The organism is Streptomyces sp. NPDC012835 (genome assembly GCF_042900885.1).
GTDB lineage: Bacteria > Actinomycetota > Actinomycetes > Streptomycetales > Streptomycetaceae > Streptomyces.
In genome coordinates, this window is the sequence record NZ_JBIBBW010000001.1 from 71,969 (window position 1) to 96,478 (window position 24,510).

24 protein-coding genes are annotated in these 24,510 nt (G+C 71.9%); 5 read left to right on the forward strand and 19 right to left on the reverse strand.

The annotated features are described in order from the left end of the window. Position 1: 1 nt before the first annotated feature. Positions 2-643 (reverse strand): DUF6230 family protein, encoded by a 642-nt coding sequence (locus tag ACFY6S_RS00340; RefSeq protein WP_388828973.1) that lies wholly within the window; start codon positions 641-643, stop codon positions 2-4. Positions 644-1,139: 496 nt separating this feature from the next. Between ACFY6S_RS00340 and ACFY6S_RS00345 the strand changes: the two genes are divergently transcribed. Next, on the forward strand, positions 1,140-1,817 hold the full coding sequence (locus ACFY6S_RS00345; RefSeq protein WP_388828970.1) for a Tat pathway signal sequence domain protein: 678 nt from the start codon (positions 1,140-1,142) through the stop codon (positions 1,815-1,817). Between the two features lie 123 nt (positions 1,818-1,940). Here the strand turns inward: ACFY6S_RS00345 and ACFY6S_RS00350 are convergent, their stop codons facing one another. From ACFY6S_RS00350 to ACFY6S_RS00365, 4 genes are all read right to left on the reverse strand, one after another. Next, positions 1,941-2,582 (reverse strand): DAK2 domain-containing protein, encoded by a 642-nt coding sequence (locus ACFY6S_RS00350; protein WP_388828967.1) that lies wholly within the window; start codon positions 2,580-2,582, stop codon positions 1,941-1,943. Next, complete coding sequence (locus tag ACFY6S_RS00355) at positions 2,579-3,595, reverse strand: dihydroxyacetone kinase subunit DhaK (protein ID WP_388828964.1); 1,017 nt, start codon at positions 3,593-3,595, stop codon at positions 2,579-2,581. Before ACFY6S_RS00355 ends, ACFY6S_RS00350 begins: the two co-directional genes overlap by 4 nt. A 255-nt stretch (positions 3,596-3,850) precedes the next feature. Beyond that, positions 3,851-4,543: a response regulator gene (locus ACFY6S_RS00360; RefSeq protein ID WP_388828962.1), complete on the reverse strand. Its 693-nt coding sequence runs from the start codon at positions 4,541-4,543 to the stop codon at positions 3,851-3,853. After that, positions 4,540-6,225 (reverse strand): ATP-binding protein, encoded by a 1,686-nt coding sequence (locus ACFY6S_RS00365; RefSeq protein WP_388828959.1) that lies wholly within the window; start codon positions 6,223-6,225, stop codon positions 4,540-4,542. The genes ACFY6S_RS00360 and ACFY6S_RS00365 overlap by 4 nt, the downstream gene beginning before the upstream one ends. A 252-nt stretch (positions 6,226-6,477) precedes the next feature. On the opposite strand from ACFY6S_RS00365, the gene ACFY6S_RS00370 reads away from it, so the two are divergent. The 3 genes from ACFY6S_RS00370 to ACFY6S_RS00380 all read left to right on the forward strand — a co-directional run bounded on the left by ACFY6S_RS00370 (position 6,478) and on the right by ACFY6S_RS00380 (position 9,285). Next, on the forward strand, positions 6,478-7,293 hold the full coding sequence (locus tag ACFY6S_RS00370; RefSeq protein WP_388828957.1) for an ABC transporter ATP-binding protein: 816 nt from the start codon (positions 6,478-6,480) through the stop codon (positions 7,291-7,293). Continuing rightward, the gene (locus ACFY6S_RS00375) at positions 7,283-8,194 is read left to right on the forward strand and encodes an ABC transporter permease (protein ID WP_388828955.1); all 912 of its coding nucleotides are present in this window, start codon (positions 7,283-7,285) and stop codon (positions 8,192-8,194) included. The genes ACFY6S_RS00370 and ACFY6S_RS00375 overlap by 11 nt, the downstream gene beginning before the upstream one ends. Before the next feature lie 62 nt (positions 8,195-8,256). Beyond that, complete coding sequence (locus ACFY6S_RS00380; RefSeq protein ID WP_388828952.1) at positions 8,257-9,285, forward strand: ABC transporter substrate-binding protein; 1,029 nt, start codon at positions 8,257-8,259, stop codon at positions 9,283-9,285. Between the two features lie 78 nt (positions 9,286-9,363). On the opposite strand, the gene ACFY6S_RS00385 is transcribed toward ACFY6S_RS00380, so the two are convergent. The 14 genes from ACFY6S_RS00385 to ACFY6S_RS00450 form a co-directional block, all read right to left on the reverse strand. Next, the gene (locus ACFY6S_RS00385) at positions 9,364-11,655 is read right to left on the reverse strand and encodes a 2-dehydropantoate 2-reductase (RefSeq protein ID WP_388828950.1); all 2,292 of its coding nucleotides are present in this window, start codon (positions 11,653-11,655) and stop codon (positions 9,364-9,366) included. Then, positions 11,652-12,509 (reverse strand): SDR family NAD(P)-dependent oxidoreductase, encoded by an 858-nt coding sequence (locus ACFY6S_RS00390; protein WP_388828947.1) that lies wholly within the window; start codon positions 12,507-12,509, stop codon positions 11,652-11,654. Before ACFY6S_RS00390 ends, ACFY6S_RS00385 begins: the two co-directional genes overlap by 4 nt. Then, on the reverse strand, positions 12,509-13,828 hold the full coding sequence (locus ACFY6S_RS00395) for an MFS transporter (protein WP_388828944.1): 1,320 nt from the start codon (positions 13,826-13,828) through the stop codon (positions 12,509-12,511). Before ACFY6S_RS00395 ends, ACFY6S_RS00390 begins: the two co-directional genes overlap by 1 nt. After that, positions 13,825-14,757, reverse strand: coding sequence for a polysaccharide deacetylase (locus ACFY6S_RS00400; protein WP_388828942.1), 933 nt, complete (start codon positions 14,755-14,757; stop codon positions 13,825-13,827). Before ACFY6S_RS00400 ends, ACFY6S_RS00395 begins: the two co-directional genes overlap by 4 nt. Positions 14,758-14,864: 107 nt before the next feature. Further along, a complete protein-coding gene (locus ACFY6S_RS00405; protein WP_388829176.1) occupies positions 14,865-15,848 on the reverse strand; it encodes an Lrp/AsnC family transcriptional regulator in 984 nt (327 codons plus the stop codon). A gap of 354 nt (positions 15,849-16,202) precedes the next feature. After that, positions 16,203-16,418, reverse strand: a complete 216-nt coding sequence (locus tag ACFY6S_RS00410; protein WP_388828939.1) for a ferredoxin — start codon at positions 16,416-16,418, stop codon at positions 16,203-16,205. 218 nt (positions 16,419-16,636) lie between these two features. Further along, on the reverse strand, positions 16,637-17,014 hold the full coding sequence (locus ACFY6S_RS00415; protein WP_388828936.1) for a toxin Doc: 378 nt from the start codon (positions 17,012-17,014) through the stop codon (positions 16,637-16,639). Continuing rightward, complete coding sequence (locus ACFY6S_RS00420) at positions 17,014-17,256, reverse strand: hypothetical protein (protein WP_388828933.1); 243 nt, start codon at positions 17,254-17,256, stop codon at positions 17,014-17,016. The genes ACFY6S_RS00415 and ACFY6S_RS00420 overlap by 1 nt, the downstream gene beginning before the upstream one ends. A gap of 135 nt (positions 17,257-17,391) precedes the next feature. Beyond that, positions 17,392-18,249 carry a phosphogluconate dehydrogenase C-terminal domain-containing protein gene (locus ACFY6S_RS00425; protein ID WP_388828930.1) on the reverse strand — a complete coding sequence of 286 codons (858 nt, stop codon included), beginning with the start codon at positions 18,247-18,249 and terminating at the stop codon, positions 17,392-17,394. Continuing rightward, a complete protein-coding gene (locus ACFY6S_RS00430; RefSeq protein ID WP_388828927.1) occupies positions 18,249-19,049 on the reverse strand; it encodes a sugar phosphate isomerase/epimerase family protein in 801 nt (266 codons plus the stop codon). Before ACFY6S_RS00430 ends, ACFY6S_RS00425 begins: the two co-directional genes overlap by 1 nt. Next, on the reverse strand, positions 19,049-19,837 hold the full coding sequence (locus ACFY6S_RS00435; protein ID WP_388828925.1) for a triose-phosphate isomerase family protein: 789 nt from the start codon (positions 19,835-19,837) through the stop codon (positions 19,049-19,051). Before ACFY6S_RS00435 ends, ACFY6S_RS00430 begins: the two co-directional genes overlap by 1 nt. Continuing rightward, positions 19,837-20,313 carry a ribose-5-phosphate isomerase gene (locus tag ACFY6S_RS00440; RefSeq protein ID WP_388828922.1) on the reverse strand — a complete coding sequence of 159 codons (477 nt, stop codon included), beginning with the start codon at positions 20,311-20,313 and terminating at the stop codon, positions 19,837-19,839. The genes ACFY6S_RS00435 and ACFY6S_RS00440 overlap by 1 nt, the downstream gene beginning before the upstream one ends. A gap of 27 nt (positions 20,314-20,340) precedes the next feature. Beyond that, entirely contained in the window at positions 20,341-22,077 is a 1,737-nt protein-coding gene (locus ACFY6S_RS00445) for a dihydroxyacetone kinase family protein (RefSeq protein WP_388828919.1), read from the reverse strand. Position 22,078: 1 nt separating this feature from the next. Next, positions 22,079-23,446, reverse strand: a complete 1,368-nt coding sequence (locus tag ACFY6S_RS00450) for an MFS transporter (protein ID WP_388828916.1) — start codon at positions 23,444-23,446, stop codon at positions 22,079-22,081. 267 nt (positions 23,447-23,713) lie between these two features. On the opposite strand from ACFY6S_RS00450, the gene ACFY6S_RS00455 reads away from it, so the two are divergent. Continuing rightward, entirely contained in the window at positions 23,714-24,484 is a 771-nt protein-coding gene (locus ACFY6S_RS00455; protein ID WP_388828913.1) for a FadR/GntR family transcriptional regulator, read from the forward strand. The last annotated feature ends 26 nt before the right edge of the window (positions 24,485-24,510 follow it).

Genomic DNA, 24,510 nt, shown 5'->3' on the forward strand with positions numbered 1-24,510 from the left:
CTCAGCAGCCCTTCGACGTGAAGCTGAGATGCAGGTTGGGCAGCCTGAACTTGGCCGCTGTGGTGGCCCAGTTGGTCTGCCGCAGCTTGGTGATGGTGACGGTGTCGGCCTGCTGGCCGAAGACGCCCAGTGGTCCCTTGACGCCGGCCTTGGTGAAGGTGCTGGCGTCCCCGCCGATCTCGATGTTGTCGAAGGAGGCGTCGCCGCCCGTCAGGACCGTGGAGTCGGTGGTGAGGTCGGACGCCGCGACCGGGGTGCCCTTGTCGCCCGCGGTGATGTGCAGGTACGTGCCGCCGAGTTCGACGCTCTGGCACAACTTGGTGAGTTTGGCGGTCTTGATGGCGGACACGACCGTGAGGACCTGCCCGCCGGTGTCACCGGCGTTGGGGCTGCCCTCCGCCATGTTGTCCAGGGAGCCGAACTGCTCGAAACCCTGGCCCTCCAGGCGCTCCGCGGTGACGGTGAAGGGCATGCCGGAGATGGCGAACTGCGCGGCGATGGCGCCTTGTGCCGTGAGGATGACCAGGGTGGCCGCCGCGGCGAACGCGGGCACCCCCATCAGAGCGGCCCGGCGCAGCCGCACCCGCCCTCGCGGCGCGGCTCTCTGGGGTGTTTCACCACCGGTGTTCTCGGACGTTGCCATGAGCTGCTCCCGAAGGTGTGTTGACCGGAACGAGCTTGCGCGGCGATGCCCTGGCGCGGACACTCCCGGCGCCGACGGGCTTCCTGGAGAACGGCGCCGGCGCGGCCATGGGAGTGGCCGTCAAGTTACTCCCAGGTATCAGCCGGGTCAACCACTCTGTGGCAATTGTGTGTGGCTGATGTGGACGGCGCTCGCCGCACCGCCCTGACGTGAGCGTACCGTGGGTAACTTTCGTGGGCCACTTGGCACTTGGACCCTTGACTCCGGCTGCGGGCCGGGTCTACAACCCTCTTGGGTTTCCTTCTGAACCGCGCTCGCTCGCGTCGCGGGCCGGGTCCATGGCGCTGGGCCCGGTCCATACCCCCAGGAACAGGTGCACGGGCGAGCCGACGATCGCCCCCCACGACGACTCGCGCGGCCGAGCCGCGCCCGCCGGGCCGCCTCCACAACGCCCCACCCGCACGCCTCATCCCGCCACTCGCGAAAGGGACTTCGCATGAGTGCACGACGTACTGTCCTCACGGCCGCCGGTCTCACCGCCGTCGCCGCACTCCTCGCCTCCGGCACCGCCGCCGCCCATGACTCCGCCGCCGCCGCCGGCAACGTACTCACCTACGGCAGCGCCGCCGGCTCGGCCGTCGCGGTCGGTGACGTGCTCACCTCCGCGCTGAGCAGCGGTACGACCGTGGCGATCCGCACGACCGCCGGCGGATCCACCGGAATCACCTGCACCGCCTCGCAGTTCACCGCGACCGTCACCGGCAACCCGACCGCCCCCGGCACCGCCACGGAGTCGGTGACGGCCCACACGTTCGGCAGCTGCACCAGCAACATCCTGGGCACCACCGGCGTCCAGGGCATCACGGTCGACCAGCTGCCCTACGTCGCGTCGGCCACCTCGGCCGGGGCGCTCACCGTGGCGGCCGGGAGCACGGGCTCCGTCCAGACGACGGTCCGGCTCAACACCATCCTCGGCCTGACGACCTGCGTCTACACCTCCACCGGGCTGAACGGCACCACGTCCAACACCGGCAACTCGATCACGTTCGCCAACCAGCTGTTCACCAAGTCGTCCGGGCCCGCCACCTGCCCGGCCTCCAGCTACTTCTCCGCCACCTACGCCCCCGTCAAGGACACCAGCCAGTCGGGCAGTCCCTCCGTCTTCGTGAACTGAGACCACGGACCCCACGGCCACCGGGGCCGAGCCGCCCCGGTGGCCGCCGGGCGCCCGCGCGGGCCGGGCCGCGGCGCCGGGCGAGGGTCCGGGCCCCCGCCGGCCGCCCGGCGCGGCGGCGGGTCAGGGCGTGGCGCCGGGCAGCGGGACCAGCTCGGCCACCTCGCCGAGGACCGCCTCCGGTTCGGCGACCCGGGCGAGCGCCCAGAAGAGGAGCGCCACACCGGTGGCGCCCGGGTCCGGGGTGCCCAGGGCGCGGTCCCCGACGTAGGACGCGCGGCCGCGGCGGGCCCTGATGCCGGCCGTGGCGGCGGCGCCGGCCAGCGCGGCGCGCGCGGCGTCCGCGAACTTCTCGCCGTCGACGAGCGCGTCGCGTGCCGGTAGCAGGGCGTCGACCATCGTGCGGTCGCCCGGCTCGGCCTCCCCCACGCGCTGGATCGCCGCGAGCCCCTCCCGAACCCCGCTGGCCCAGCCGTCCCGCTCGTCCGGCTCCTCGGCGAGCGCGCGGCTGATCGCGCTGAGGAGAAGTCCGATCAGCGGGCCGCTGGTGCCGCCGACCCGGTCGAGGAAGACCGATCCGGCGACGGCCACGGCCGGTTCGTACGGGCTCGCGTCCAGCGCAGCGACGGTCAGGTCGAGGCCCTCGCAGAGGTTGTCGCCGAAGTCCCCGTCACCGGAGATCTGGTCGAGCGCCGTCAGCGCCTCGTGGGCGGTGTGCGCGGCTTCGGCGTAGAGGCGCAGCACGCGCGCCTGGTCGATGGTCATCGGTTCAGCTCCTGTGACTCCTGGGAGGGAAAGGCCGGCGTACGCGATGGTGCCTGCCACCACCCGAGCCAGCCGGGCCGCACCGCCGTCATGGTGACGGAGAATCCACTCATGTCGAGTGCGGGGACGTGGGTGCCGACGAGCTGGCCCAGTACGGGGACGCCGCGCTGGTCCAGAACGTGCCGGATGCGCTCGTGGACGGCGTACAGCTCCAGCTGGGTGGTGGCGCCGAGACCGTTGACGAGGAGGATGACGCCGTCGCCCGCGTCGGGCAGCGCGTCGAGCACCTGTACGGCCATGCGTTCGGTCAGTTCTTCGAACGGCGGCCTGGTGATCGTCCGGGCGGCGCGCTCCCCGTGGATGCCCACGCCGTACTCGACCTCCTGGTCCCTGAGAGCGAACGCCTCGCCGCCCCTGGAGGGCGAGGTCTGGGCCCGGCCCGCGACGGCGACGCTGCGCGAGGCGGTGCAGAAGGCGGCCCCGAGGGCGGCGAGTTCGTCGAGGTCCAGTCCGCTGTCGGCGGCGCCGCCGAGCAGTTTCTCGACGATCACGGTGGCTCCCGTGCCCCGGCGGCCGGTCGCCGTCAGATCGCTCTCGGTCGCCAGGTCGTCGTCGACCAGGACCCGGCGCACGCCGATGCCGTCGGCCCGGAGGCGTTCGGCGGCGATGCCGAAGTTGATCCGGTCACCGGTGTAGTTCTTGACGATGTGCAGGACGCCCGCGTCCCTGGCGACCGCGCGGCTGGCCTCGTACACCTGCCGGTTGTGCGGTGAGGCGAAGATCCGTCCGGGGACGGCCGCGTCGAGCATGCCGCGGCCCACGTATCCGGCGTGCAGCGGTTCATGGCCCGATCCGCCGCCGGAGACGAGCCCGACGCGCCGTGCGGGGTCGGTGTCGATCGCGGTGACGAAGAGGGGGTCCTCGTGCAGGGCGACCAGTCCGGGGTGCGCGCGGGCGAATCCGCGTACGGACACGTCGACCGGTTCGGCTTCGGGGAGGAAGAGGTGGTTCACGGCGCGGAGGTCCTTTCGGCGGGCCGGGAGGAGAGGCCGGCGGGCAGCGCGCCGGAGTACGGCGGCGGGCGGCAACCGACCGCGCGGGCGATGCGTACGTCAGGCAGTACTGGCCCCTTGTCCAAGGTCCAACTCGGTAGTCACATAAGTGATCGCCTGGACATAGTAAATGTTGAAGAGTCCGCTTTCGGCTATCTTCGTGAGGTCCGCCGCTACGGCGGGGCGCGGAACCCCCGTGGACGGCGCCCGCCGGGGTCAGTTCGCCGTCGCCCAGGTGTAGCGGTGTTCGGGGCGGCCCGTGTCGCCGTATTTCAGAGTGAGGCTGATGCGTCCGGTGCGCTCCAGGTACTTGAGATAGCGCTGCGCGGTGGAGCGGCTGACGCCCGTCCGCTCGGCGACCTCGTGGGCCGAGAGCGGCTGCTCGGCCCCGGTGAGGACGCGCCGCATCAGGTCGACGGTGGCGGCGGAGTGGCCCTTGGGAAGTTCGGAGCGGGGCGCGTCGGCGGTCCTGAAGGCGCTGAAGATCCGGTCCACCTGGTCCTGGCCGGCCTCGCCCCGGCCGCCGACGCCGTCGAGGGTACGGCGCAGCGCCGCGTAGCCGTCGAGCTTGGCGCAGAGCCCGGCGAAGCTGAAGGGTTTGACGAGGTACTGCAGGGCGCCGTAGCGCATGGCGGCCTGAACGGTCGTCACGTCGCGCGCCGCCGTCACCATGATCACATCGGCGTGGTGGCCGAGCTGGCGCATGCGCCGGATCAGCGTCAGGCCCGTCTCGTCGGGCAGGTAGTGGTCGAGCAGGACCAGATCGACATGTCCGCGCTCCAGGGTGGCCAGCGCCTGGGCCGCCGTGTGGGCCCGCGCCGCCACCCGGAAGCCGGGGACCTGCGCCACATACGCGGCGTTGATCTCGGCGACCCGGAAGTCGTCGTCCACGACGAGAACATCGATCATTGCGGCTCCCCTGCGGCCATGAGCTGACGCGCCGGGAGGTCGTCCCCGGCGGTGGCGTCCGAGGCGAGCGCCTCGGGCAGAACGACGGTGAAGACCGCTCCCCCGCCGGCCCGGGCGGTCACCCGGGCCATGCCGCCGTACCGCTCGGCGAGCCGGCGCACCAGCGCGAGGCCCAGCCCGCGGCCCCGGTGGAAGGGGACCGGTCCCGGCAGGAGCGGCGCGGGCCGTTTGGTGGACCAGCCCTCCACGAAGATCCGCTCGCGGGCCTCGGGCGGCACGCCGGGACCGGTGTCGGAGACCCGCAGCACGGCGGTGGTGTGTTCGGCGCGCAGCTCGACCTCGACCCTGGGCTCCGCCGAGGGGTCGGTGCGGCGGCGCTCGGCGACGGCGTCCAGCGCGTTGTCGATGAGATTGCCGAGTACGGTCACCAGATCGCGCGCGTCGATCACCCGGTGGTGCAGCCGGGTCGCGTCGGAGAGCGCCAGCGTCACTCCGCGCTCGGCGGCGATGGCGGCCTTGCCGACCAGCAGCGCCGAGAGCAGCGGGTCGCGGACCCGCTCCGCGATCTGTTCCGCGGAGGAGCGCCGGGAGCTGGCGATCTCGGCGACGAACTCCACGGCCTTGTCGTGCCGGCCCAGTTCGAGCAGCCCCAGGACGGTGTGCAGCCGGTTGGCGTGTTCATGGTCCTGGGCGCGCAGCGCGTCCAGCAGGCCCTGGGTGCTGTCGAGTTCGCGGCCGAGCTGCTCCAGCTCGGTACGGTCGCGCAGGGTCACCACCGCGCCGCCGTCCCTGGTGGGCATCCGGTTGGCGACCAGCACCCGGCCGCCGCTGACGGTGAGCAGGTCGGTGCCGTCCACGCGTCCCGCGAGCACGTCCGTGGTGCGTCCGGGGGGCAGTGCCTCGTCGAGGTCGCGGCCGGTGGCGGTCGCGTCCAGGCCGAGCAGCCGCAGGGCCTCGTCGTTGGCCAGCCGGATCCGGCCCTGCCGGTCGAAGGCGACGACCCCTTCCCGTACGCCGTGCAGCATCGCCTCCCGCTCGTCGAGCAGCGCGGAGATGTCGGCGAAGCCCACCCCATGGGTACGGCGGCGCAGTCTGCGGGAGACCGCGACGGCGGCCAGCGCGCCCACGGCGAGGGCCGCGCCCGCGCAGAGCAGCAGCGCGGGGACGGCGTCGAGGAGCCGCTCGCGGACGCTGTCGTAGGCGATGCCGACGGAGACCGCGCCGACGAGCCCGCCCCCGTCGTCGTAGAGCGGCACCTTGGCGCGGGCCGAGCGGCCCAGGGTGCCGTCGTCGATCTGCCGGATCTCCCGGCCGGAGAGCGCGGCGCTCGGGTCGGTGGAGACGTGCCGGCCGATCTCCGCGGCGGTGGTGTGCGACCAGCGCACCCCCCGGGTGTCCATCACCACCACGTACAGCGCGTCGGTGGCCCGGCGGATGCGCTCCGCCTCGCGCTGCACCGGACCGCCGGGGCTCGGCCGGGTGGTGAGCACTTCCCTGGCGATGTCGGGATCGGCGGCGGTGGTCTGGGCGATGGACAGGGCGCGGTGCGTGGCCGCGTCGTCCAGCTCGGAGCCGAGCGGGGCCAGGAACAGCGCGGTGGCGAGCACCATCACCCCGGTGGTGAGGACCAGCTGCGCCGCCAGGACCTGGGCGAAGACGCGGCGGGGCCGGCGTATTCGCATCTCGTCCCTCCGTCTTCCGTCGGCCGGGGCCGCTCCGGTCCGGCCGGACCGCGCGCCCCCGGCGTCACACATTTCCGTTTGACGTCGTTGTGAACGCAACGTAAGCCGCCGGGGGTCCGCAGGACAGCCCTGTGCGGCTCTTTTGTCGTTCCGGCGTGAGCAAAACGAGCACAACGGGGTTTGCGCGCAGAAAGACGGGTTGCGCCCACAAGGCTGCCGCTGTGGTGCGGGTCACTCCTAGCCTCCCGGTCCATGAGCAGTCACACGAGCCCCGCCATCGAGCTGCGGGGAACGAGCAAGTCATTCCGGACCCCGTCGGGGGCCCTCCATACCGCCGTCAGGGATCTCGACCTGACGGTGGAGCGCGGCGAGTTCGTCGCGGTGGTGGGCCCCACCGGGTGCGGCAAATCCACCACACTCACGCTGGTCAGCGGATTGGAGGAGCCGACCGAGGGCGAGGTGCTGGTGGCCGGTGAACCGGTCGACGGTATCGGCGACAAGATCGGCTTCGTCTTCCAGCAGGACGCGGTCTTCCCCTGGCGCACCGTGCTGTCGAACGTGATGGCGGGCCCCCGCTTCCGCGGGGTGGAGAAGGCCGAGGCGAAGGAGCGGGCCCGCGAGTGGCTCGCCCGGGTGGGGCTCTCGTCCTTCGAGGACCGCTACCCGCACCAGTTGTCGGGCGGCCAGCGCAAGCGTGTGGCTCTGGCGGCGACCTTCGTCAACGATCCCGAGCTGCTGCTGATGGACGAGCCGTTCTCGGCGCTCGACGTGCAGACCCGGGCGCTGATGTCGGACGAACTCCTGGACCTGTGGGCGGGCACCGGTGCCTCGGTCGTCTTCGTCACCCATGACCTGGAGGAGTCGATCGCCCTCGCGGACAAGGTCGTGGTGATGACGGCCGGTCCCGCGACGGTCAAGGAGGTCTTCAGGATCGACCTGCCGCGCCCCCGCAAGGTCGAGTCCGTACGGCTCGAACCGCGGTTCATCGAGATCTACCGGGAGATCTGGTCCTCGCTCGGCGAAGAGGTCCGGATCACCCGCGAGAGGGGTGCGACCCATGCCGCCTGAGACCGTCACCGCTTCGGCGTCCGCCGGGCAGAAGGCTGCCGGCGACGGCGGGGACACGGCTCCCGTCCCGGGCGGGGGCGGCGAACGCACCCAGGCCAGGGCGCGGGCCGCCCGTAACCGTCAGTTCGTGGTCTACGGCGCCCGGGTGCTGCTGCTCATCGCGATCATCGGCGTCTGGGAGTGGCTGGCCAGGGCGGCCGTCATCGATCCCTTCAACTTCTCGATGCCCTCGAAGATCTGGGACCAGATCGTCCAGTGGGCGGTGCACGGCACCCCGCAGGGGTCCCTGTGGGAGCAGATCTGGTACACGCTGTACGAGGCGCTGCTCGGCTGGGTCATCGGTGTGGTCGGCGGTGTGGTGCTGGGGATCGCCCTCGGCCGGATCCGCTTCCTGGCCGATGTGCTCGGACCGTACATCAAGGTGCTCAACGCGCTGCCCCGGATCGTGCTGGCGCCGATCTTCCTGATCTGGTTCGGTCTCGGCCCGGCCTCGAAGGTCGCCTCCGCGGTCGTGCTGGTCTTCTTCCCCGTCTTCTTCAACGCCTTCCAGGGGGCCAGGGAGGTGGACCGCAATCTGGTCGCCAACGCCAGGATCCTGGGCGCGACCAACCGGCAGGTCACCCTTCAGGTGGTGATCCCGTCCGCCACCTCGTGGATCTTCACCAGCCTCCACGTCAGCTTCGGCTTCGCGCTGATCGGCGCGATCGTCGGGGAGTACATCGGCGCGACGAAGGGCATCGGGCTGCTGGTCTCGGCCTCGCAGGGCACGTTCAACGCGGCCGGCGTGTACGCGGCCATGGTGATCCTCGCGGTCGTCGCGCTGCTCGCCGAGGCCCTGCTGACCTTCCTGGAGAAACGCCTCTTCCGCTGGAAGCCGGCCGAGGCCGGCTCCGACCGCTGATCACCGGCTCGCTCCCCCTCGGCCACCGCAAACCCGCCCGGCCCCGTTCACAAGGACGTGACATGCGCAGTTATCTCAGAATCCCGGCAGCCGCGGTCTCCGCGGTGCTCGCCTTCTCCACCCTGACCGCCTGCGGCGGCGACTCCTCGTCCGCCGGCTCCGGCGGCAAGGTCAAGATCATGGTGGGCGGCCTGGACAAGGTCATCTATCTGCCGGCGATGCTCACCCAGAAGCTCGGCTACTTCACGGACGAGGGGCTCGACGTCCAGCTCCTGACCGAGCCGGCCGGTGTGCAGGCCACGACCTCGCTGGTCTCGGGGGACGTGCAGGGCGTCGTCGGCTTCTACGACCACACGCTTGACCTTCAGGTGAAGGGCAAGCAGGTGGAGTCGGTGGTGCAGTTCTCGCACGCCTCCGGCGAGGTGGAGGTCGTCTCCAACAAGGCGGCGGCCGAGATCACCTCCGCCAAGGACTTCAAGGGCAAGAAGCTCGGGGTGACCGGGCTCGGCTCGTCCACGGACTTCCTCACCAAGTACCTGGCCGTCAAGAACGGTGTGAAGACGGAGGAGTTCAGCACGGTGGCGGTCGGCGCCGGGCAGACATTCATCTCGGCGCTCCAGCAGAACTCGATCCAGGGCGGTATGACGACCGATCCCACGGTCGCGCAGATCATCGACAAGAAGCTCGGCAAGGTCCTCGTCGACATGCGCACGCCCGAGGGCTCGAAGGAGGCGCTCGGCGGCCCGTACCCCTCCTCCAGTCTCTACATGAACACCGACTGGGTGAACAACAACAAGGAGACGGTGCAGAAGCTGGCCAACGCCTTCGTGAAGACCCTCAAGTGGATGTCCTCGCACTCCCCCGAGGAGATCGCGGCCAAGATGCCCACCGACTACGCGCAGGGCGGCACCGGGCTCTACGCCAAGGCGATCGGGAGCACACTGCCGATGTTCACGACGGACGGTGTCATGCCCGCCGACGGGCCCGAGACCGTCGAGCGTGTGCTGAAGGCGTTCAACCCGAACCTCAAGAACGCGACGGTCGACCTGAGCAAGACCTACACCACGGAGTTCGTCGACAAGGTCAAGTGACCGCGAGGTCAAACGACCGGCTGACCGGGCCCCCCGACACGCGTCGGGGGGCCGGCTGCCGTGCCGGGCGGGCGCGGGTCAGCGACCGGCCAGCGAGGTCAGCACCGTCGCGGTCAGCGCCGCGCGCTCCACCAGGCCGCTGACGGTGGTGTGTTCGGAGCGGGCGTGGGCGCCGGAGCCCACGGCCCCGATGCCGTCCAGCACCGGGACCCCGGCGGCGACCACGAAGTTGCCGTCGCTGGCGCCGCCCACCGAGGTCTCGCGCAGCTCGAACCCGAGCAGCGCCGCGCAGCCCCTGGCCAGCTCGGCCAGCTCGGCCACTGCCTCGGTCCGTTCGAACACGGGCCGGTTCCAGTCGCCCGACACCTCGACGGACGTACGGGGGTCGACGGGACGCAGCGCCGCCAGCGCTTCGCCGATCCGGCGCCGTTCGGCGTCGGTGGCGACCCGGATGTCGAGCCGTCCGCGCGCGTGCCCGGCGGTGACGTTGCTGCGGGTGCCGCCCTCGATCACACCGACATTGAGCGAGGTGCCGGCGGCGGGGTCGCGCAGGGCGGACAGCCGCAGGATCTGGTGGGCCAGCTCCTCCACCGCGCTCGCGCCGGCCTGCGGGTCGAGCCCCGCGTGCGCCTCCGTCCCCGTGACGGTGACGGTGAACAGGCCGACGCCCTTGCGCGCCGTCTTGACGGCGCCGTCGGCGGCGGCCTCGAAGACCAGCGCGGCCCGGCTGTCGAGCGCCTCGGCGACGATGGCGTCCCGCGAGGTGAGGCTGCCGGTCTCCTCGTCCCCGTTGAGCATCAGGGTGCAGGCCGGACGGGGCAGCCCGAGGGCGTCCAGGGCGCGCAGCGCCCACACCGCCTGCACCAGACCGGCCTTCATGTCGAAGACGCCGGGCCCGGTGATCAGATCGCCGTCGCGCCGGAAGGGCCACTCGGCCAGGGTGCCGGTGGACCACACGGTGTCGTAGTGGCCCAGCAGCAGCACCGGCCGGTCGTCGCCGGGAGCGGCCGCGCCGGTCGCCGGATAGCGGCGGACCAGAATGTCCCCGGTCTCCTCGCGCGGGAGGATCTCCTCGGCGGCCGGGGCGCCGAGAGAGGCGTCCAGCCAGCCGCGCAGCCAGGCCAGACAGGTTTCGAGCGCGGCCCGGTCGTCGCTGGAGCTCTCCCGGGAGGTGTAGGCGTCGAGATCGGCGACCATGTCCTCCTGGTGTGCGGCGAGCCAGGCCCGTACCGCCCCGGCCGACTCGGCCGCCGCGCCCTCCGGCCCGGCGCCGGCGGCCGCGGGCGGGCCGTCGGGGGCGGGACTGCCGGCGGGGGCGTCCGCGAGCCGGTCCAGCGCGTCCAGCCGCTCCTCCGACATCAGCTCGGGAGCGCCCTCCAGCTCGCGCAGGCCCGCGATGACGGCCCGCAGCACGGGCGTCGCCACCCCGTGGCGCGCCGCCTGTTCGAAGACGTCCGCGTAGTGCGTGGTGACCTCGACGGGCCGGTGACGTACCGCCAGGTCGCGCCAGATGCCGCTGCGGTCCTTGGCCTGGGTGCGCAGCCAGCCGGTGAGCCGGGCGGTGGCGTCATGGCGCGCGGCGGGGGCGGCGGCGCGCCGGAAGCCGTCCGGTTCGAAGGCGTCGAACGCCTCCAGGATGATGTCCAGCGCGTCGGCGACGTCGAATATCTCGGCGGTCAGCGCCGCCATGGCGGGGGCGTGCCGGTCGATGAGGTCGGCCATCGGCGCGTCGGCCAGCGCGGTGGCCGCGAGCATGGCACCGAAGCCCGCCTTGGCCCACAGATATCCCTCCACATTGGCGCTGGCCTCGGCCGGGCCCCAGCTGCGCAGGTCCGCGACGAGGCGGCGCACCCGCTCGGAGACGGGCGCGCCGCCCGGCTCGCCGATCACCAGGGCGCCGGCGCCGCCGTCGAGGACGACTCCCGGCTCGATCACATCGGCGAAGATGTTGACGAACGCGGCGACGGTGCGGTCCGCTCCGATCCGCTCCGCGATCAGTTCCTCGTTGAAGCCGTTCTGCACCGAGACGACATAACCGTCCTCGGCGAGCCGGGGGGCGATCCAGCTCATCGCGCCGCCGGTGGCCTGTGCCTTGACGGCGAGCAGTACCCGGTGCACGGGCCCGTCGAACTCGTCGGGGGTGGCGGCTGCCACCCGTACGCTCTCGCGGTGTTCGCCCCGGGCGACGGTCAGGCCGTGGGCCCGGATCGCCGCGACGTGCGCGGGGTCGGTGTCGATGACGCGGACCGGATGGCCGGCCCTGGCGAGGGCGAAGGCGAGGGTGCCGCCGATGGCGCCGCCGCCGACGACGGTGTAGCCGGTCCCCGCGGTCGGGGCGTGGTGGTCGGTCTCGTGCGGGGTGCCGCTCATGCGGGGTGTCCTTCCGGGGCGTCCGCCGACGGGTGAGGGGGGTGGTGCGCGGCCGGGCCGTCGGCGGGCCCCGGGTCCTCGCGCGGGTCCGCCGGCTCGGGTGGCCAGATGCGCGGCAGGTGGAGCGCCCCGGTGCTCGATCCGCCGTCCACGCGCAGGATCTCGCCGGTGATCCAGGAGGCGTCGGGCCCGGAGATCCAGTGGACGGCGCGGGCGACATCGCTCGGGGTGCCGGGGCGCCCGAGGGGGTTGGCGCCGATCGCCGCCGCGTATCCCGGGGCGACCGGGTTGCAGTCGCTGTCGACCGGGACGAAGCCGGGGCTGACGGCGTTGACGCGGATGCCGTGCGGGCCGAGTTCGAGGGCGGCGGCGCGGGTGGCCATCTCCAGCGCGGCCTTGGAGGCGGCGTACGGTCCACCGCCGGGTCTGGCCCGCAGCGCGGAACCGGAGGAGATGTGGACGACCGAACCGGGCACCCCGTGCTCGACGGCCAGCCGGGCGTAGGCGGCGGTGGCGAGCACCGGCGCGCGCAGATTGACCGCGAACAGCCGGTCCCATTCCTCGGCGAGCACATCGGCCATGTCGAGGGAGGGGTAGACGCCCGCCGCGTTGACCAGCACGTCGACGGGGCCGCGTGCCGCCCAGGCCCACCGGATCAGTTCGGCGGGGGCCCGCGGGCCGGTCAGGTCGACGGCCCTGGCGGCGGCGCCGAGCCCGGCGGCGGTCTCCTCCAGGGCCGGGCCGTCGAGGTCGGCGAGGGTGAGGACCAGGCCGTCGCCCTCGCGGGCCGCGAACTCCGCGGCGATCGCCCGGCCGATTCCGCCCGCGGCTCCGGTGACAAGGACATGGGTCATCAGTGGAACTCCTTGTCCTTCGTCTCGGGCATCGTGATGTACACGAGGAAGGAGATCAGCGACGCGGCCGACACGTACACCCACAGCAGGTCGCTGTGGCCGCTCTCGTGGAGCCAGGTGGTGAGGTAGGGGGCGGTGCCGCCGAAGACGGCGACGGCCAGCGCGTACGGCAGCGCGATGCCGGTGGCCCGCACCTCGGGCGGGAACTGCTCGGCCATGATGACAGCGCAGTTGGCGGAGTAGCCGAGGACCAGCAGCATGCCCGTCAGTTGGACCAGGAACAGGCTCAGGAAGCTGCCGTCGAGCAGATGCAGCAGCGGCCAGGCCAGCACCACGAACCCGCCGGCGAACGCCGCCATGGTCGGCTTGCGCCCGATGCGGTCGGAGAGCAGCCCGACGAAGGGCAGCGCGACGACGAACACCACCAGACAGAGGGTCTGGGAGAGCAGCGCGGTCTTCAGCGGGATGCCGGTGGTGAGATTGGCGTACGTGGGCAGGTAGTTGACCCAGATGTAGTACGTCAGGGTGCCCGCGATGGTGATCCCCGCGACGCGCAGCGCGGCGCCGGGGTGCTCGACGAACATCGCCTTGAGGGGGTTGGAACGGGTACGGCCGGTGCCCCGGGCCTCGGTGAAGGACTCGGTGTCCTCCACCGAGACACGCAGCCACAGGCCGATCAGCCCGAGCAGTCCGCCGAGGACGAAGGCGACCCGCCAGCCCCACGAGTGCAGCGCTTCCTCGCTGAGCGCCGAGGTGGCGACGGTGCCCAGGAGCGAGGCGATCAGCACACCGCCCGCGACGGAGACCTGCTGCCAGGATCCGGCGAAGGCCCGCCGGCCGCGCGCGGCGGACTCGACCAGGAAGGCGGAGGACGAGCCGAACTCCCCGCCCGCCGAGAACCCCTGGATCAGCCGGGCCAGCAGCAGGATCAGCGGGGAGATCACCCCGATGCTGGAGTAGCTGGGGGTGAGGGCGATGACGAAGGCGGCGCCCGCCATCAGGCCCACGGTCAGGGTGAGGCCCTTCTTGCGTCCGTGGCGGTCGGCGTAGACGCCGAGCACGGCGGCGCCGACGGGCCGCATGACGAAGCCGACGGCGAAGACGGCCAGGGTCGACAGCAGGGCGACCGCGCCGTCGCCCCGGGGGAAGAACTCATCGGCGATGATCTTGACGAAGATGGAGTAGAGGGCCCAGTCGACCCATTCGACCGTGTTTCCGATGGTGCCGGCGATGATCGCCTTGCGCTGTTTCCCGGAGAGCCTGTGCGCGGCGGTCGCGGCGGTCGCGGCGGGACCCGCCTGGGGGGACTCGGTGCTCATGGCGTGTGCTCCGTGGTCTCGTGGTGAAGCGCGCCGCGGGCGGCTTCGGCCAGTTCGGCGTGGGTGGCGTACCAGACGCCGGGGTGGGCGGCGATGTGGTCGAGGAGTTCGCGCAGGACGACGAGGCGTGAGCGGTGCCCGATGACGTGCGGGTGCAGGGTGAGCTGGAAGACACCGCCGGCCCGGTGGGCGGCGTCGAACTCGTCGGTCCAGATCTCCAGCACGTCGCGCGGCCTGGTGTGGGGACGTACCGAGCCGTAGCGGTCCATCGTGAAGTAGGGCGCGTCGTCCCTGATCCAGTCGACGGGGATCTCGACGAGACCGGTGGGGCGGCCCTCGGCGAGGATCTCGTAGGGCTCGTCGTCGGCCATCAGCGAGGAGTCGTAGGCGAAACCGAGTTCGAGGATGGTGGCGAGGGTGGATTCCGAGAAGTCCCAGGAAGGGGTGCGGATGCCGACGGGCCGCTGTCCGGTCAGCTCGGTCAGGGCGTCCAGCGCCCGGCCGATCAGCTCCCGCTCGTCCTCCCCGGCGAGCAGGGTGTTGCGCTCGTGGATCCAGCCGTGGACGGCCAGTTCGTGCCCGTCCCGGGTGTAGGAGCGGGCTTCCTCGGGGTGGAGCAGCGCGGAGACGGCGGGCATGAAGAAGGTCGCGGGGACCCCGTAGCGGGCGAGCAGCTCCAGGATGCGCGGGGCGCCGACCCGGGCTCCGTACTCGCCCTGGGCGAGCCGGCCGGGGCTGGTCTCGCCGTCGCGCAGCGGGATCGTCTCGTGGTCGGAGTCGAAGGACAGCGCGACGGCGACCCTGGCTCCGTCCGGCCAGCGCACGGGGGTCAGCGGCCGGCCGGCCCGTACGGCGTCGACGTGCCGGCGCCACTCGCTCTCCGGCCAGCGCCAGCTCTCCAGGGGCGGTTGTGGGGCGGTTCCGGGCATGGGGGATCTCCACGGGAGGTTCGGGGACGGTGGAAAGGGCGGTCGGGGTGCGGCGGCGGCGCCGGGCCCGTTCCGGGGGTGCGGAGGTACGTGGAACGCGGACGGGCTCAGCCGAACTGGTCCATCCGGGTCCAGGCGTATTTGACGGTGGCCAGGTGCACGGTGACGTCGGAGGCGATCAGGCCCGGCAGTGCGCCGATGACCTCGACGGAGTAGCGGAACAGGTCGGCGCGGCGCGGCAGCACCATATGGCCGACCAGGTTGAACCGGCCGGTGGCGGCGGAGAGGAACTTGGTGCCCGGGTGGCGCGCCAGTGACCGGCCCGCCTCGCCGAGCCGGTCCGGCTCGACGGACAGCCACACCATGAACTCGACCTGGTAGCCGAGCAGCGCGGGGTCGGCCAGGGTGCGGAAGTGCAGGACACCGCGCGAGACCAGCCGGTCCAGGGCGCGCGACACACTGGACTCGCTGCGCTCCAGCCGCCGGGCCAGGGTGCTGACCGGCGTCCGGCCGTCCTCGGCGAGTACGCCGGCCACCGCCTGCTCCAGGTCGGAGAGCGCTTGTGGCGCCCGGTCCCAGTCCTCGCGTTCGCAGGAGGGCGCGAGCGCGGCGGGCCGCAGGTCGGCAGCCGCCTCGCGCGACAGCAGCCCGGTGTCCCAGAGCGCCGCGGAGGTGAAGGTACGGATGACGGCGACGCACTCCGTAGTGGTGATCAGGTGCGCGCCGGGCAGGTCGTCGAAGAGCAGCCGCATCAGCTGGTCGTTGTCGGCCGCGACGAAGTCCACGATCAGGTCGGCCGTGCCGGTGACCACGGCCAGAAATCGCGCCTGCGGGCAGCGGGCCAGCAGTTCGGCCAGCTCCAGCCCCTTGCCCGGCATGGCCTGCACCCGTACGAGCATGGAGGAGCCGGCCCAGATCCGGTCCAGCTCCAGCGTGCCGGTCACATGCAGCAGCCGGCGCTCGCGCAGTGCCTGGTAGCGGCGTTGCGCGGTGGTCTCGCTCGCACCCACCCAGCGGGCGATCGCGCTCCACGGGGCACGGCCGTTGAGCTGGAGCGCGGCGATGACGCGGCGGTCCAGATCATCGATCATGCCTGCGTGGGCTCGGGTGTTCATGGGGCGCGACGGTAATCATCACGTCGGCGCCCCGTCAATGAAGGAATCCTGCGTCGGCACAGGTCACAGCTGTGCTCTCCGGCAACGAGCGTGTTACGGAGCGGGAAAACCCGCAGATCGGGGCCTCGGCCGGTGACGGCGGCGGGGTGCGGGATCGCGCCAGAGAGCGGACGAATTTTCCGGTGACCGCATTGTCCCGGTGGCTGCGGATTCCCGGTGGCCACAGATTTCCGGTGGCCACGGACTTCCGGCGACGGCGGACGCTCAGGGGTGCCGGCGGACGCCCAGCACCGGACCCGCGCGGTGCGCGCGGCGGCGGGCGGCCGCCGGTCAGGGGCGTGGGGCGATCTCCCGCTGTCCGTGGGTGACGGTGATCGCCAGCGCCGGGCAGCAGTCGGCGGCGTCGAGTACGGCGGTGTGGGGCTCGACCTCCGGGGCGAGCGACCGGGCCCCTCCGTCGCCCAGGGCGAAATGCTCGGGCGCCATCGCGGCGCACTGCCCCGACGCCCGGCAGCGCGACCCGTCCACGTCTATGATCCAGCCCATCCCGGTCACCATCCCCCCGACGGGGCGTGCGGACCACGGCCCGCCCCGGTCGCCCGGGAACCGTCCGTGATCATCGACGCGCGACGCGCGCGTCAACCCCGTAACCGCTTGACCACAAAGCGTAAAAAACAAGTCAAGGGAACGTCAAGAGCGCACCAACGGCGCGCTGCGGGCGTGGCGGACGGCGCTCGACGCGCCCCCGTCCGCGCGGCGGCCGGTCAGATGCGCCAGCCGCGAATCCGGTCCGCCGCCTGGTAGACACTGGACTTGCCCGACTGGATGGCGCGCACCAGCTCGACCAGGGCGCCGTACGGCGGGTCGATCCCCTCGCCGGACGCGTGCATGTACGCGGCGGCCACCTGGCAGGCGAACAGGCTGTTGCGGTACGGCAGCGGCTCCAGCCGCACCAGGGTGTGGATGAGGGCGGCGGCGCGCCACGCCCCGTCGGGTTCACTGGTGGCCGGACGGGGGATGCGGGTCTTGTGCCGCGCGACGGCGGCGACGAGCGCCGAGTAGTCGGCGACGGACACGTCTTCCGGAACCGCCTGCTCCTGGACGTCCAGGAGCCAGGCCACGTCGATGTACAGCACGGGCATCAGGCGGCTTCCACCTGCCGCCTGCCGTGCGGCGCGGGTGGCACCTCGTTGGCGAACGCCTCGTCGAACTCGCCCCGGTGCTGCTCGCCCCAGGTGACCGCGTAGCGGACGAACTGGATCCGCTGCTGCTCGCGCAGGGGCAGGTCGTGCACGTACTGCTTGAGCGACTTGCCCTCGGCCGCCGCCGCAGCGCGCACCGCTTCCAGTTCGTCCTCGGTGAAACTGATGTTGAGTGATGGCATAACCGTACGGTACCTAACAGGTACCGCGTCGGGGAAGCGCATCGCCACGAGGTCCGCCGGGCCCGCCCACCGCCCGCGCGTGCGGCCGCCCCGGAGCCGGTCCGGGGCGGCCGCAGGTCCGGGACGGGAGCCGCGTCAGCGCTTGATCTCCTTGATCCGCAGCATCCGGGTGATCACCTTGTCCAGCTCGTCGTCCTCGAAGACCTTCTTCCAGTCGTCCTTGACGATCGACTCACGGCCGTAGTCCATGGCGATCAGGCAGGCGTCGGAGAACGGGTTGTCGCCCTTGAGGGTGTTGGCGAGCGCGACCTGCGTGTGGCCGAGGAGCATCGCGCGGGCGGCGGCCTCCGGGACACCGACGGTGTGGACCGTCTCGTGCAGCGCCTCGGTGAGCAGTGCGCCGACCATGCAGGCGATGGTCTCGACGAGCGTGGGCTCCAGGACGGCGAGCTGCTTGACGGTCACCCAGTGCACATCCACGACGGGCGCGTACATGGTGCGGATGACGGCCTCGGCCAGCTCCTGGACGGACGGGTCCGGGCCCTCGAAGGAGGCGACGACCTCCTGGGGGGCGGCGATGCCGCCGAAGGTGTCCGCGTACTCCTCCTTGGTGGTGCGCTCCAGGAAGACCGAGGGGTGACAGGGGTGGGCGACGGCGTTGTGCACGTCGTCGCGGCGGGTCAGCAGGCCCGCGTAGGCGGCGGCGGGGTCGAGGGTGAGCAGCACCGCGCCGGGCTTCATCAACGGGACGAGCAGTTCGGAGACCTTGCCGAGGACGATGTCGGGCACGGCCAGGATGAGCACGTCGGCCTGCCCGGCGGCCTCCTCGGAGCCGGTCAGCTCGCGTCCGAGTCCCTGGATCAGCTCCTGGCCCTGGGGCGAGTTCTCGGAGAACAGCACCCGGAAGTCGCTCTTGACGAGGTTGTTGGAGACGCGCTGGCCCATCTTGCCAGCGGCGCCGATGACGGCGACGGTCTTGTTCTCGGTGGCCATTACTTGCTCCTCTGAAGTGTGCTGATGCAGTGCCGGGTCCACTGGTCCTCGAGCCCGGCGGTGGTCTCGAATCCGGCGTCCTGCCAAGGAAGCCAGTGCTCGACGATCTGGTTGATGCCGCGCTGCTCCGGCCGTACGGTCTCCACCAGGTGGGCGTAGTCGAGGAGGCCCTCGCCGAGCGGGCAGCCGGCGTAGGTGAAGCCGACCCAGCCGTCCTTGCGGGTGAAGGCGAAGTCCTTGACGTGGATGTTGACGACGTAGGGCGCGGTGGCGGAGACGACGTCCTTGGGACGTTCCAGCCGGGCGACGCAGTTGCCGGGGTCGAGCACGACGCCCAGGTGGGGGCTGTCGACGGCGCGGACGACGGTGAGGAGGTCGTCGGTGGCGACCTGTTCGTAGGTCTCCAGGCCGAGCGTCACTCCCCGGGCGGCGTAGGAGGGGACGCTCGCGCGCAGCAGCTCCGTCGCCTCGGCGGTGCCGGGCCGGTGGTCGGCGGTGTGGGACATCGAGCGGACGAGGGTGACTCCGAGCTTGTCCGCGAGGTCGAGATAGGTGGTGAGGTGAGCCTGCCGGATGCCGCGGGTGCCGAGTTCCAGCGTGATGCCGAGGTCCTCGGCGGTGCGCCGGATGGCGGCGAGACGGGCGTCGTCGAAGGTCTCGATCAGCGGGTAGTCGCAGATCTGGAAGACGTCGCCGCCCAGTTCCCGGGTGTTGTGGAGCATCTGCTCCACGGTGAGGGGCTCGGGCGCCCGGGAGGACAGGCGCCAGAAGTACGCGTAGGTGCTCAGTCCGTACGCCATCAGGCGTTCTCCTTCTCGGCGGCCCGGTCGCTCATCTCGTCGAGGATGCGCTCGACGGCCCGCGGGTCGTGGGCGAAACGCCCGAGGAACAGCCCGTCCACGCCGGGGCCGAGGCGGCCGAGGAGTCCGGGGCCCGCGCTGCCGCCGTAGATCACCCGGCTGCCGGCGTACCGGGGGCGCCGCTCCAGCCAGGAGGCGAGGGCCGCGCAGACGGTGCCGATGTGCTCGGGTGAGGCGGGTTCCGGTGCGCCGATGGCCCACTGGGGTTCGTAGGCGACGACGACCTCGCCGCCCGCTCCGCCGTCGTGCGCGGCGGTGGCCAGGACCCGCTCCAGCTCGGCGACGGTGCGGGTGGCGGCCTCGGCCGGGCCGACCCGGTCGAGTTCGCCGACGCAGAGCACGGGGGTGAGCCCGTTGCGCAGCGCGGCGGCGGTCTTGGCGGCGACCACGGTGTCCCCCTCGCCGAAGAGGCGGCGCCGCTCGGCGTGGCCGACCTCGGCGTAGGAGCAGCCGATCTCCTTGAGGTACGGGCCGGACACCTCGCCGGTGAAGGGTCCCCGGTCGTCCGTGGCGAGGTCCTGCGCGCCGACCCGTACGCCGGTACCGGCGAGGACGGAGCCGAGCGGGACGATCGCGGGGAAGGCGGGCAGCACGAACACCTCGGTGAGGCCACCGGTGACGGCCGGGTGTCCGGCGGCGATCTCACCGATGCGGCGCGCCCAGTTGAGCGTCTCGTGATGTCCGAAGTACATCTTGAGGCTCACCCCGAGCAGGGTGGGTGCGGACATCAGGCGGCGGCTTCCTCGTCGGTCTCGTAGTCGTTCATCAGCTGGACCTTGGCCGCGGAGGCGGAGGACTCGTCGAAGCGGTAGGTCAGCCACTCGGCGGCCAGCCGGCGGGCCAGCTCCACGCCGACCACGCGCTGTCCGAACGTGAGGACCTGGGCGTTGTTGGAGAGGACCGCGCGCTCGACGGAGAAGGAGTCGTGGGCGGTGACGGCCCTGATCCCCCTGACCTTGTTGGCGGCGATCGCCACGCCGAGGCCGGTGCCGCAGACCAGCAGCGCGCGGTCGGCCTCGCCGCGCGCGACCATCTCGGCGGCGGCGATCGCGATGGTCGGGTAGGCGGTGTGGCCGTCGGCGTCGACGCCGACGTCGGTGACGGAGGCCACCAGCGCGTTCTCGCCGAGGTCCTTCTTGAGTATTTCCTTGTAGTCGTGGCCGGCGTCGTCCGAGCCGACGACGATCCGCAGCTTGTCGCTCATGGGTGGTGCTCCTCGGTGGGTGGGGTGTCAGTGGCCGGCGGGCGCGGCGAGTACGCCGTGCACGGCGCGGACGATCAGGGCCAGGGAGTGGGCGCCGGCGTCCGGGGTGCCCAGCGACCGCTCGACGTGCGGACGGGCACGGCCCAGGCGCGGTACGAGATCGGCGGTGGCCTTGGCCGCGGCCTCGGCGGCGGTGGCGGCGCGGTCCCAGGCCGGGGCGAGTGCCTCGCCTTCGGCGGTGGCGGTGGCGAGGGTCTCGGCGAAGGGGACGAGGACGTCGACCATCGTCTTGTCGCCGACCTCCGCGCCGCCCAGCCGCCGTACGGCGGCGGACGCCTCGCCGACGCCGTCGGAGACGGTCCGGGCGCCGGGCTTGTCGGTGTCGCCGAGCGCGGCGGCGACGGCGTGCAGGAGGACTCCCCACAGTGCGCCGGAGGTGCCGCCCGCCCGGTCGGACCAGGCGTCGGCGGCGGCGCCGACGGTCGTGCCGGCGCCGGCACCTGCCCCGGCGGCCGCGACGGCGGCCCGATGGGCGGCCTCGGAGCCGCGCCGCATGCCGATGCCGTGGTCGCCGTCCCCGGCGACGGCGTCGATACGGCCGAGCTCCTCGGCGTTCTCGTCGACCGTGTCCCGGATCGCCGTCAGCGCGGCGACCGCGGTACGGGCGGCCGTGCGGGAGGCGTCGGTGGACTCGGGCACGGCTTCGGCGGCCTCGTCGGTCTGTTCGGCGGCGTCGGCCGGGCCGGCGCTCGCGAGGGCGTCGCCCTTGCGGTAGGCGGGGGTGTCGGCCCCGGCGGTCCACAGGGTTTCGAGTTCCTCGTCGAGCCAGCACAGGGTGAGCGACACCCCGGCCATGTCGAAGCTGGTGACCAGTTCGCCGACCTCGGGGTCGACCGTCTCGACGCCGGCCTCGGTCAGCAGTTGGGCGACCTGCCGGTAGACGACGAAGAGTTCCTCGTACTTGACGTTGCCGAGGCCGTTGAGGATGACGGCGGCCCGCTGTCCGCGCGCCTCGGCCACGCCCTCGGGCAGTTCGGCCAGCAGGGAGGAGACCAGCAGTTCGGCGGCCTCGTCCGCGCTGGGCACCTCGCGCTCACCGATTCCCGGCTCGCCGTGGATGCCGAGACCGACGGCCATCCTGCCCTCGGGCACGGTGAACAGGGGGTGGTCGGCGCCGGGGAGCGTACAGCCGCCGAAGGCTATCCCGAAGGAACGGGTACGGGCGTTGGCGTGCCGGGCGACCCGTACCACCTCCGCCAGCGAGCGGCCCTCCTCGGCCGCCGCCGCCGCGGCCTTGAACACCGGGAGGTCACCGGCGATGCCGCGCCGCTTGTCCAGGTCCCCGACGGCCGCGCTGGAGATGTCGTCGCTGACCGCGACGCAGCGGGTCTCGACGCCCTCCGCGTTCAACTGCTCGGCGGCCTGCCCGAAGTGCAGCACGTCGCCCGCGTAGTTGCCGTACATCAGCAGCACGCCGCCGCCGGTGTGGGCGCTCTTGGCGACGGTGCGGATCTGCCGGGCGGACGGGGAGGCGAAGACGTTGCCGACGGCCGCGCCGTGGGCGAGGCCGGGGCCGACCAGTCCGGAGAAGGCCGGGTAGTGGCCCGAGCCGCCGCCGATCACGACGGCGACCTGCCCGGCGGCGGCCGGTACGGACCGTACGACACCGCCGGAGACCGGCCGCACCCAGCGGCGGTGGGCCAGGGCGAAGCCCTCCAGCGCCTCGTCGGCGAAGGCGGCGGGGTCGTTGAACAAGCGGGTCATCTCAGTGCACCTCAAGAAGCGGCTGGTCCGCGGGGTTGGAGGGGTCGGCGGGCCGGCGCCTGGCAAGGACGACCATGAGCACGGCGGACAGCAGCATGAAGCCGCCCACGACGAACATGGAGAGCGTGTAGTTTCCGCTGAAGTCCTTCAGCCAGCCCGTGATGTAGCCGGCGGCGAAGCCCGCGATGTTGCCGGCCGTGTTGATCAGCGCGATGCCCGCGGCGGCGGCCGCGCCGGTCAGGAACCGGGAGGGGATCGACCAGAAGACGGGCAGCGCGGCGAAGATCGAGCACGCCGTCACGGTGATCACGGCGATGGTCGCGGCCGGTGAGTCCATGTAGAGGGCGAGCGGGATCGAGATACCGCCGATGACGGCGGGGCCGGCGACGTGCCAGGTCCGCGTGCCGTGCCGGGTGGCGTGCCGTGACCAGAAGAAGAGGACGACGGCTGCCGGGAGGTAGGGGATGGCGGTGATGAGCGCCTTGTCCATCACGCTGAACGACGTGCCGAAGCTCTCCTGGAATCCCTCGATGATCGTCGGCAGGAAGAAGGCGAGCGCGTACAGGCCGTAGATGAATCCGAAGTAGACCATCGCGAGGATCCAGACCCGGCCGCTGCGGAAGGCTTCCTTCAGCGCCTCACGGCCGTGGCTGTTCGCCGTGCTGCCCGTCTTGGTGGCGTTCTCGGCGGCCAGCGCGGAGGTCAGCCACTCCTTCTCGGCGGGGTCCAGCCACTTGGCGTCGGCGGGACGGTCGATCAGGTAGAACCAGGCGATGACGCCCAGCAGGATCGCGGGGATCGACACGAACAGGAACATCACGCGCCAGCCTTCGAGGCCGAACAGCCCGTGGTGGCCGATCAGCCAGCCCGCGAGCGGTGCTCCGATCACCGTGGTGAGCGGCTGCGCCAGGTAGAAGAGGGCGAGCACCTTCGTACGGTGCCGGGTGGGCACCCACTGGCTCAGGAAGAGGATCGCGCCCGGGAAGAAGCCCGCCTCGGCGACACCGAGCAGGAAGCGCAGCGAGTAGAGCTGCTCGCTGCTCTGCACCCAGGTGAACAGCAGGGAGACGATGCCCCAGGTCACCATGATGCGGGCGAGCCAGCGGCGGGCACCGAAGCGGTGGAGCGCCATGTTGCTGGGGACTTCGAGAACGATGTATCCGATGAAGAAGACCCCGGAGGCGAATCCGAACTGCGCCGCGGTGAGCGCCAGGTCCTGCCCCATGCCGTTCGGTTCCGCGAAGGAGACGGCCGTGCGGTCCAGATAGTTGACAAAAAACATCAGGGCCACGAAGGGCACGAGCCGGATCGAGACCTTCCTGATGGCTGATCTCTCCACGGCGGATGGAGGCGCTGTGGTGGCACCCATGGTGACTCCCTCGGCTGCGCCGGACAGCTCTGTCCGGACTCGGGTCATAGTCGGCAGCGATCGTGGCTCACAGAGAGAGCGGCACCCGCTCGACCGGCTGATGTGTCTTCAACGTAACCCCCAGAAGAAAATTGGTCACCAATTGACCAATGTGGCGAGAGTCACTTTCGATGTGACCTGGATCTCTCTTGACAACAACGCCGGACGGTCGAGAATGAGACGACTCAGGGCGCCCCTGAACAGCGGGAACACCCATCTGGTGTACTGGTGACCGTGACCAGTCAGCCTGATCAGTCCGCGTCCGCCTCGCCGGATCTCGCCCAGCTGCTACGCCCCGTCGTACGCGAGTCCTCGGTCAGCGAGGTCGCCAAGCGGCTCCTCGACCATCTGTCCGCGGGCGACATAAAGCCCGGCACCCGGCTGCCCGCCGAGCGTCAGCTCGCCGAGGCGCTGGGAGTCGCGCGCTCCAGCGTGCGGGGCGCCCTCTCGGCGCTCGATGTGCTGGGCATCGTCGAGATCCGCCCCGGCTCCGGCTCGTACGTGCGCGAGGGGACCTCGGAGTTCCTGCCGCGCGCCATCAACTGGGGCCTCATGCTGGGGCAGCGGCGCACCCAGGACCTGGTCGAGGTGCGGACGCACCTGGAGGGGGTCTCGGCGCGGCTGGCGGCGCAGCGCGCCACCGACGAGGACATCGCCCGGCTGGAGGACCATCTGCGGCGGATGCGGGACGCGGGGACGGACGCCGCTTCGTTCATCGACGCGGACATCGCCTTCCATCTGGAGACGGCGACCATCGCGGGCAACTCGGTGCTCAGCGACATCCTGCACAGCATCCGGGCACTGCTGCAGGTGTGGATGGAACGGGTCAGCGATCTGGAGGGGACGGTGAGCGGCACCCTGTGCGAGCACGACGCCGTACTGGCCGCCATCCGCGACCGTGACCCCGACACGGCCAACGAGGCCATGGCGGAGCACATGCGCATGGCCAACGCGCGGCTGCGGGAGTCCATCGACGCCGACGAGCCGCCGGCCGGCTGACCCGCGGCCGGTGACCGGCCGCGCCG

Excerpts from the sequence above, each read along its gene's own strand:
- ACFY6S_RS00340 (WP_388828973.1), bottom strand. The coding sequence starts at position 643 with ATGGCAACGTCCGAGAACACCGGTGGTGAAACACCCCAGAGAGCCGCG.
- ACFY6S_RS00345 (WP_388828970.1), top strand. The coding sequence starts at position 1,140 with ATGAGTGCACGACGTACTGTCCTCACGGCCGCCGGTCTCACCGCCGTC.
- ACFY6S_RS00350 (WP_388828967.1), bottom strand. The coding sequence starts at position 2,582 with ATGACCATCGACCAGGCGCGCGTGCTGCGCCTCTACGCCGAAGCCGCG.
- ACFY6S_RS00360 (WP_388828962.1), bottom strand. The coding sequence starts at position 4,543 with ATGATCGATGTTCTCGTCGTGGACGACGACTTCCGGGTCGCCGAGATC.
- ACFY6S_RS00365 (WP_388828959.1), bottom strand. The coding sequence starts at position 6,225 with ATGCGAATACGCCGGCCCCGCCGCGTCTTCGCCCAGGTCCTGGCGGCG.
- ACFY6S_RS00370 (WP_388828957.1), top strand. The coding sequence starts at position 6,478 with ATGAGCAGTCACACGAGCCCCGCCATCGAGCTGCGGGGAACGAGCAAG.
- ACFY6S_RS00375 (WP_388828955.1), top strand. The coding sequence starts at position 7,283 with ATGCCGCCTGAGACCGTCACCGCTTCGGCGTCCGCCGGGCAGAAGGCT.
- ACFY6S_RS00380 (WP_388828952.1), top strand. The coding sequence starts at position 8,257 with ATGCGCAGTTATCTCAGAATCCCGGCAGCCGCGGTCTCCGCGGTGCTC.
- ACFY6S_RS00385 (WP_388828950.1), bottom strand. The coding sequence starts at position 11,655 with ATGAGCGGCACCCCGCACGAGACCGACCACCACGCCCCGACCGCGGGG.
- ACFY6S_RS00390 (WP_388828947.1), bottom strand. The coding sequence starts at position 12,509 with ATGACCCATGTCCTTGTCACCGGAGCCGCGGGCGGAATCGGCCGGGCG.
- ACFY6S_RS00395 (WP_388828944.1), bottom strand. The coding sequence starts at position 13,828 with ATGAGCACCGAGTCCCCCCAGGCGGGTCCCGCCGCGACCGCCGCGACC.
- ACFY6S_RS00400 (WP_388828942.1), bottom strand. The coding sequence starts at position 14,757 with ATGCCCGGAACCGCCCCACAACCGCCCCTGGAGAGCTGGCGCTGGCCG.
- ACFY6S_RS00405 (WP_388829176.1), bottom strand. The coding sequence starts at position 15,848 with ATGATCGATGATCTGGACCGCCGCGTCATCGCCGCGCTCCAGCTCAAC.
- ACFY6S_RS00410 (WP_388828939.1), bottom strand. The coding sequence starts at position 16,418 with ATGGGCTGGATCATAGACGTGGACGGGTCGCGCTGCCGGGCGTCGGGG.
- ACFY6S_RS00415 (WP_388828936.1), bottom strand. The coding sequence starts at position 17,014 with ATGCCCGTGCTGTACATCGACGTGGCCTGGCTCCTGGACGTCCAGGAG.
- ACFY6S_RS00420 (WP_388828933.1), bottom strand. The coding sequence starts at position 17,256 with ATGCCATCACTCAACATCAGTTTCACCGAGGACGAACTGGAAGCGGTG.
- ACFY6S_RS00425 (WP_388828930.1), bottom strand. The coding sequence starts at position 18,249 with ATGGCCACCGAGAACAAGACCGTCGCCGTCATCGGCGCCGCTGGCAAG.
- ACFY6S_RS00430 (WP_388828927.1), bottom strand. The coding sequence starts at position 19,049 with ATGGCGTACGGACTGAGCACCTACGCGTACTTCTGGCGCCTGTCCTCC.
- ACFY6S_RS00435 (WP_388828925.1), bottom strand. The coding sequence starts at position 19,837 with ATGTCCGCACCCACCCTGCTCGGGGTGAGCCTCAAGATGTACTTCGGA.
- ACFY6S_RS00440 (WP_388828922.1), bottom strand. The coding sequence starts at position 20,313 with ATGAGCGACAAGCTGCGGATCGTCGTCGGCTCGGACGACGCCGGCCAC.
- ACFY6S_RS00445 (WP_388828919.1), bottom strand. The coding sequence starts at position 22,077 with ATGACCCGCTTGTTCAACGACCCCGCCGCCTTCGCCGACGAGGCGCTG.
- ACFY6S_RS00450 (WP_388828916.1), bottom strand. The coding sequence starts at position 23,446 with ATGGGTGCCACCACAGCGCCTCCATCCGCCGTGGAGAGATCAGCCATC.